Origin of the sequence: Streptomyces sp. NPDC006283 (genome assembly GCF_040613325.1) — a bacterium.
GTDB lineage: Bacteria > Actinomycetota > Actinomycetes > Streptomycetales > Streptomycetaceae > Streptomyces.
The window spans coordinates 1-6,733 of the sequence record NZ_JBEXRZ010000301.1; the positions used below are offsets into that span (position 1 = coordinate 1).

A 6,733-nucleotide genomic window follows, 5' to 3' on the forward strand; every position below is an offset into this window, starting at 1 on the left:
GCCCTGTTTCACGTGAAACAGGGCGCCCCTGGATGTATGCGCAGGTCAGGCCATGATCAGGCGAGGCCGAGTTCCTCGAGCGAGTACGCGTTGACGTAACGAAGACCTGCCTCCGCGATCTTGGGGGCGGCGCCGCGCTCGACGATGACGGCCACCGCGACGACCTCGCCGCCGGCCTCCCTGACCGCCTCGACGGCGGTCAGCGGCGAGCCGCCGGTGGTGGACACGTCCTCGACGACCAGGCAGCGGCGGCCCTTCACGTCCGTGCCCTCGATCCGGCGCTGCATGCCGTGCGCCTTGCCGGCCTTGCGGACGACGTACGCGTCGAGCCGCTTCCCGCGCGCGGCCGAGGCGTGCAGCATCGCTGTCGCCACGGGGTCGGCGCCCAGCGTCAGACCGCCCACGCAGTCGTAGTCCAGATCGGCGGTGGCGTCGAGCATCACCTGACCGACCATCGGCGCGGCCTCACCGTCGAGCGTGATCCGGCGGAGGTCGATGTACCAGTCGGCCTCGATCCCCGAGGAGAGGGTCACCTTGCCGTGCACCACGGCCTTGTCCTTGATCTGCTCGAGCAGCTCAGCACGTACGTCAGTCATGCCCATGAGCTTAAAGCCGTCGCCTCACAGCCGTCGCCAGGTCCAGGTCGTCGCCATCTCCAGCGGCTCGATCGGCGTGACGAGGCGGGGGTGGGTGTTGAGACCGTTCGGTGGACCCGACTGCGGCTCCACACACACCGCCTCCGGCTGCTCGTCGTAGAGCACGACCCACTCGGCCAAACTCCTGACCGTCAGCTCGAGCTGCCCGGGCCAGGTGAGGGTCACGGCGACTCCGTCGGGCATCCCGAAGCAGTCGTCCCACGGGCCGGGCAGCGGGGCGATGCGCTTGCCGGTGGGCAGATGGTCCTCGCCGCGCTCCTCCTGCCACTCGGGGGTGAAGTCGACCCGTACGTCCTCGCCTTCGCCTTCGCCCGCACCGTCGGCCAGCCTCCGCAGGAACCAGGGGTGCCAGCCGGCCTGGGCGGGGAACGACGTCCCGTACGTCTCCACGCCCATCCTGACCGTGAGCGTGTCGTCCGCCAGCTCGAAGGTCTGCGTGACGCGCCCGCTGTACGGCCACGGGTCCGCCAGGTCGTAGGTGAAAGCCGCCTCGTTCTTGCCGGCCCTGGCGGTGCGCCATGCGGTGTCGCGGCCGGTGCCGTGGATGGCGTGGGGCGGTGCGTTGAGCGGCAGTTGGTGCTCCACGTCGCCGTTGCGGAACCGCCCGTCCCGCGTCCGGCCGCACCAGGGAACCATGGGGAACGCGCCGTACCGCTCGCCCTGGCGCAGCACCTCGGTGCCCCCGATGCGCAGGCTCCCGATGCGGCAGCCGATCGAAGGATGCACGGTCAACTCGACGTCACCGGCGGCCAGCCGGATGCTCTCTTCGCTACTCACACCCCGACATTACGGCGTGTCACCTCCGACGGCGCAGCGCCCTGCCGACCACGACCGCCGATGCCAGTGCGAGGGCCGCGGCGGGCGCGAGCCACCGCAGGGTCGCGCCCGCGGAGCCCGCGTCGGGCGCGGGTGTGGGTGCGTAACGCCCACGCGGCGGCGCGTGGTCGACCTCCTCGGCGCTGCGGCCGATCATGGTGCGCCGTGCATGGGCCGCCTCTGCCGGGACCGCGTCGGGCAGGGCGGTGAGATCGTCGATGCTCTCGATGCCGTCGACGGCATTTACGTCGTCCACGTCGTCGAGGTCGTCGAACTCGTCGTCGGCGTCGGGGCGGAGCGAGGGGGGAGGGACGGGCGTGTCGAAAACGGACCCACCGGTCTCGTCGGACGCGTCGCCGGACTCGTCGGCCCTGGACGAACCGGGGTGCGCGGCCGCGTCGGCGTCGGAGCTCTCCGCCGCCGGCTCGGCCGCGCCCTCGGCGCCACGGGCGGACTCCGGGTCCTCGAAGGCGGCGGCCGACAGCGCCTCGGCGAACCGGTCGAGCAGCCGGTGCGCGGCGGACACCTTCATACCTGCCGCGAGGTCGGCCAGGCGGCCCTCGGCCCGCGCCGAGGCCGTGAACGTCATCGTCGTACCGCCGTCGGTCGGCTGCGGGCGGATCATCAGCGTGAGCTTCACCGAGCCGGTGCCGCGTGCTTCCGCGCCCTCGCCCTCGACCGCGAAGACCCCGCCCCCTCCGCCGTCCTGCTCCGTGATGTGGAAGGCACCGCGGTAGGTGATGGTGTGACCGCCGACCCTGACCTTGAACCGCCCGGCGAGAGGGCCGGCCGAGTCGTCTGCGTCCCGCTGGAGCCCCGGGATGCAGCGGGCGACCCGGGCGGGGTCCCGCAGCGTCTGTCGGAGGGTCTCAGCCGGTACCGGAACGAACACCTCATGCTCCATGGGATCCGAGCCTACTCAGCACGGCGCGCCGCGTCTGCCTTTCCGACGCCCGGCGCGTACCCGGCCTGCGCCGCCGGTCAGTGTGCGTAGCGCGGCCGGACCAGCGTCGACGGCACGAGACCCGGCACCCTGGTGCGCTCCGCGGCGAGGGCGTCCTGCTCCAGCGTGGCCTCGGCCTCCGAGCGCAGCGGCGGCGTGTCGGCCCCGAGACCGAGGTGCGGAGCACCGCCCTCCGCCGCGAGCAGCAGGCCCCAGTCCGCGGACGCCTCCCCAAGGGCCCCGAACCGGTCCGGGCCGCTCACCGCGCCCGAAGCGGTACCGCGCACCCGGTACGCGCTGGTGGCGAAGCCGGACGCGCGCAGCGTGGCGTCGACCGTCCAGAAGTTGCGCGGCCGAGCGGTGGGCCCGGCCTGGACCACGAACCGGCCGTCGTCGGCCAGGACGCGCCGGGCGAGCCCGTAGAACTCCAGTGAGTAGAGCTTGCTGCTCGCGGTGATGCCCGGGTCGGGCAGGTCGGAGACGATCACGTCGTACGTCCCCCGGTGCCCGCGCAGCCAGGAGAACGCGTCCGCGGTGACGACCCTGACCCGCGGGTCCTCGTAGGAATGTTCGTTCAGCTTCGTCAGCGCGGGTTCGTTACGGGCCAACCGGACGACCTCGGGGTCCAGTTCGACGACGGTCAGCGTGCGGACGTCCGGGTAGCGCAGCACCTCGCGCGCCGCCAGTCCGTCGCCGCCGCCGAGAATCAGGACGCGCTCGTGCGGTCCGCGCATCGCCGGGTGGACGAGCGCCTCGTGGTAGCGGTGCTCGTCTCGGCCACGCACCTTCAACCGCCCGTTGAGGAACAGGTCCGGCGGCTCGGACGGCCCGCCGGTGAGCACCACCTCCTGGACCCCCGTGCGCACGGCGACCCGCACGTCGTCGCCGTAGACCGCGCGGCGTGCGGCCTGCTCGAAGTCGTCGACCAGTACGGCGGCACCCGCGAGCAGCGTCAGCACCAGCACGTTGACCGCGATCAGCCGTACCCGCCAACGGGCCGTGAGTTCGCCTCGGAAGAGCCAGAACACCACCGCCCCGCCCGCCACCGCGTTCACCGCGCCGGTCACCAGTGCGCCGGTGAGCTCGCCGAGCCACGGCAGCAGCAGGAACGGGAAGGCCAGCCCGCCGACGAGAGCGCCCACGTAGTCCGCGGCGAACAGGTCGGCGACCGTGCCGTCCGCGTCCCGCCGGGAGATGCGCTGGATCAGCGACATCAGCAGCGGCATCTCCGCGCCGATCAGGACCCCGATGATCAGACTGAAGCACACCAGCGCCGGCCGGGACTCGCCGAACCAGGCGAAGGACGCGTACAGCACCATCGCCGAGGTCCCGCCGACCAGCGCCAGCGCCGCCTCCAGCAACCCGAATCCGACGGCGGCCCGGCAGCTCAGCCGCTTGGCGAGCAGTGATCCGACGCCCATCGCGAAGACCATCACCGACAGGACGACAGACGCCTGCGTGACCGAATCACCGAGCAAGTACGTGGCCAGAGCGACCAGCTCGAGCTCGTAGACCAGACCGCACGCGGCGCAGACGAAGACCACGGCCAGCACGATGTGGCGGCCCGCGTCCGGACGCACGGGAAGCGGCACCATGCCCTGAGGCGGCGAGAGCTGCGTCCGGTCGATCACGCCGGAAACGCTACGTCACGACAGACGCACCGCCCGTCACCCACACGCGTCAACTACGCGCCCGTGGGCTCGGGGTGATGCTCGGCGCTGCCGCCCTGCAAGGCGGGCTGCAGGGCGCCCACTCGTGTACGCGTGACGACCAGCCGGCCCTCCTGCGGATACGCGTGCCAGGTGCGCCACCGCACCTCGCCCTCGCCGCCCTGCGCCACCAACGCGGTGAACGCGTGCGGCGAACCGGGGAACGTACCGGCGAGGCCGTGCGGATGGTCGGCCACCAGCGCCAGCAACTCCTGGGCGCGGCCGGCGAACGCACGCCGCGACAGCGTCTCGACCCGGGCCGCGAATTCGTACTCCCAGTCGCCGAGCCGCTTCGCCACGCCCAGCGGAAGAGGGGTGCTGCTGCCGGGGATACAGGCGACGGTCTCCGAACAGGCGCCCTCCCCCTCCTCGAGCAGCACTTGATGGGACGCGCCGAGAAGTCTCAACTGCAATCTGAAATCAGCCAGTTCGAGGTTGAGTACGGCCAGAGCGGGCAGCGGCTCCCTGCCCAGCGCCCAGGCGAGATCGTCGGCACGGGTGTCGGTGTAGGCGGTATCGATGGTCGTGAGCATGGGTCGGCTCCGCAAGCGCGCTTCGGCGGGGATGGACGCGTGGACCGGCACTCCGGCACGGAGTGCACGGCCTGCCCGGCCGCGATCTGCCGGACAGACTCTGGACGTGTGGGGGGTGGCCTGCTCGGGTCCACGTGAGGTCCGAGGGCTGGATGGATCCAACAGGTTCCGACAGGGAGAAAATCACGAAGTGGACGGCGCCCACAGCGTTTTTACCCAACTTGACGTGGTTTCCATCCCCTCGGGGGCCCAACGGTTCAACTGTTCAACGGAATACCCGGCCATGAAGTCAACACTCCGGCCGGACATTCTCCCAACAGGAATATGCCCGGCGGGTGTTGGTCGTGCGGTCGGCACACCCGCCGGGCACATTCACCGGCTGCGAAGTCAGCTGCCCCGTGTCAGCTGCCTCCGCCCCCGCACCCGCCGCCGCCTCCGCAGGACGAGCTGCTGCTGCAGGACGACGAGCTGCCACACCCCCCGCTGGTGCCGCCGGAGCTGCCGGAGCCCGCCCACCAGCTGCCGCTGCTGCGGCGGCCGCGGCCGCTCTTGCGACCGCCCGAACCGGACGCGCTCACTGCCACGATCACCACGATCACCATCAAGATCGCGATCAACCCGATCCAGAATCCCGTCATCATTCCCACCGTCCTTCTGTCCCCCGTGGCGGTACCTCCCAGGCCGAAGGCCCTGGGGGAGAGACCCCCGCGACGTTGCGTGACCGCTTCTTGTTTTACGGGCCGCTTATCTGCGTGGCATGGGGATGCCCTCGGCCGCGCGGCCCCAAAGCAGACTTGAGCAACTCCAGAGGTTCCGCGCAGGATGGCGGCCATGACGACGGACAGGACGGCACGCGACCAGGGCCCGCGCCCGCTGCTCAACCGCAGGCTGGCGGAGTTCGGCACCACGATCTTCGCCGAGATGTCTGCGCTGGCCCTGAGCACCGGCTCGATCAACCTCGGCCAGGGATTCCCCGACACCGACGGACCGGAGGAGGTCAGGGAGGCGGCGGTACGGGCGCTCCGCGACGGCAGGGGCAACCAGTACCCGCCCGGCCCCGGGGTCCCCGAGCTGCGCTCCGCGATCGCGGAGCACCAGCTGCGCTTCCACGGCCTGCACCACGACCCCGACACGGAGGTCCTGGTCACGGCGGGCGCGACCGAGGCGATCGCGGCCGCGCTGCTCGCCCTCGTGGAGCCGGGCGACGAGGTGATCGCGCTGGAGCCCTACTACGACTCGTACGCCGCGTGCATCGCGATGGCGGGCGGCGTACGCGTACCGGTGACCCTGCGCCCGCACGACGCCGCCTTCCGCCTGGACCTCGACGAGCTGCGTGACGCGATCACCGACCGGACCCGCGTCCTGCTCGTCAACACCCCGCACAACCCCACCGGTACCGTCCTCACCCGCGAGGAGCTCGCGACGATCGCCGCGCTCGCCGTGGAGCGCGATCTGCTCGTCATCACGGACGAGGTCTACGAGCACCTCGTCTTCGAGGGCGAACACGTGCCGCTGGCGTCGTTCCCCGGCATGCGCGAGCGCACCGTCACCATCTCCAGCGCCGGCAAGATGTTCTCGTTCACCGGGTGGAAGGTCGGCTGGGTGACCGCGTCGCCGGAACTGGTGACGGCGGTCCGCTCGGCGAAGCAGTTCCTGACCTACGTCTCCGCGGGCCCGTTCCAGTACGCGGTCGCCGAGGCGCTCCGCCTGCCCGACGCGTACTACGACGGGCTCCGTGCGGACCTGCGCGCGAAGCGCGATCTGCTGAGCGAGGGTCTCGCCGCGGCCGGTTTCGGGGTGCGCCGTCCGGCGGGCACGTACTTCGTGACGACCGACATCCGGCCGCTGGGCGAATCCGACGGGTTTGCGTTCTGCCGTGCGCTGCCGGAGCGCTGCGGCGTGGTCGCCATCCCGAACGCGGTCTTCTACGACCACCGGGAGCAGGGCGCCCCGTTCGTCCGCTTCGCGTTCTGCAAGCGCGCCGACGTCCTCGAGGAGGCGGTCGCGCGCCTGAAGTCACTGGTCTCCTACTCACGGCTCACCGACTAGGGGCTCGCAACGGTCGACACGGTCTTC

Annotated in this window: 6 protein-coding genes; 1 reads left to right on the plus strand and 5 read right to left on the minus strand. The window is 71.4% G+C overall.

The features are described from left to right. Positions 1 to 56: 56 nt before the first annotated feature. From pyrE to ABZ070_RS34275, 5 genes are all read right to left on the minus strand, one after another. Positions 57 to 596, minus strand: coding sequence for an orotate phosphoribosyltransferase (gene pyrE, locus ABZ070_RS34255; protein ID WP_356639743.1), 540 nt, complete (start codon positions 594 to 596; stop codon positions 57 to 59). Between the two features lie 24 nt (positions 597 to 620). Beyond that, positions 621 to 1,433, minus strand: coding sequence for an aldose 1-epimerase (locus ABZ070_RS34260; RefSeq protein ID WP_356639745.1), 813 nt, complete (start codon positions 1,431 to 1,433; stop codon positions 621 to 623). Positions 1,434 to 1,452: 19 nt separating this feature from the next. After that, positions 1,453 to 2,376: an SRPBCC domain-containing protein gene (locus ABZ070_RS34265; RefSeq protein WP_356639747.1), complete on the minus strand. Its 924-nt coding sequence runs from the start codon at positions 2,374 to 2,376 to the stop codon at positions 1,453 to 1,455. Between the two features lie 77 nt (positions 2,377 to 2,453). Beyond that, a complete protein-coding gene (locus ABZ070_RS34270; protein ID WP_356639749.1) occupies positions 2,454 to 4,046 on the minus strand; it encodes a polyamine aminopropyltransferase in 1,593 nt (530 codons plus the stop codon). A gap of 53 nt (positions 4,047 to 4,099) precedes the next feature. Continuing rightward, the gene (locus tag ABZ070_RS34275; protein WP_356639751.1) at positions 4,100 to 4,657 is read right to left on the minus strand and encodes a DUF2617 family protein; all 558 of its coding nucleotides are present in this window, start codon (positions 4,655 to 4,657) and stop codon (positions 4,100 to 4,102) included. An 831-nt stretch (positions 4,658 to 5,488) separates the two neighbouring features. Here ABZ070_RS34275 and ABZ070_RS34280 point away from each other — a divergent pair. Then, complete coding sequence (locus ABZ070_RS34280) at positions 5,489 to 6,706, plus strand: pyridoxal phosphate-dependent aminotransferase (protein ID WP_356639753.1); 1,218 nt, start codon at positions 5,489 to 5,491, stop codon at positions 6,704 to 6,706. Positions 6,707 to 6,733 lie beyond the last annotated feature (27 nt).

Coding starts and splice junctions, on each gene's coding strand:
- ABZ070_RS34265 (WP_356639747.1), bottom strand. CDS start 2,376: ATGGAGCATGAGGTGTTCGTTCCGGTACCGGCTGAGACCCTCCGACAG.
- ABZ070_RS34280 (WP_356639753.1), top strand. CDS start 5,489: ATGACGACGGACAGGACGGCACGCGACCAGGGCCCGCGCCCGCTGCTC.
- ABZ070_RS34275 (WP_356639751.1), bottom strand. CDS start 4,657: ATGCTCACGACCATCGATACCGCCTACACCGACACCCGTGCCGACGAT.
- pyrE (WP_356639743.1), bottom strand. CDS start 596: ATGACTGACGTACGTGCTGAGCTGCTCGAGCAGATCAAGGACAAGGCC.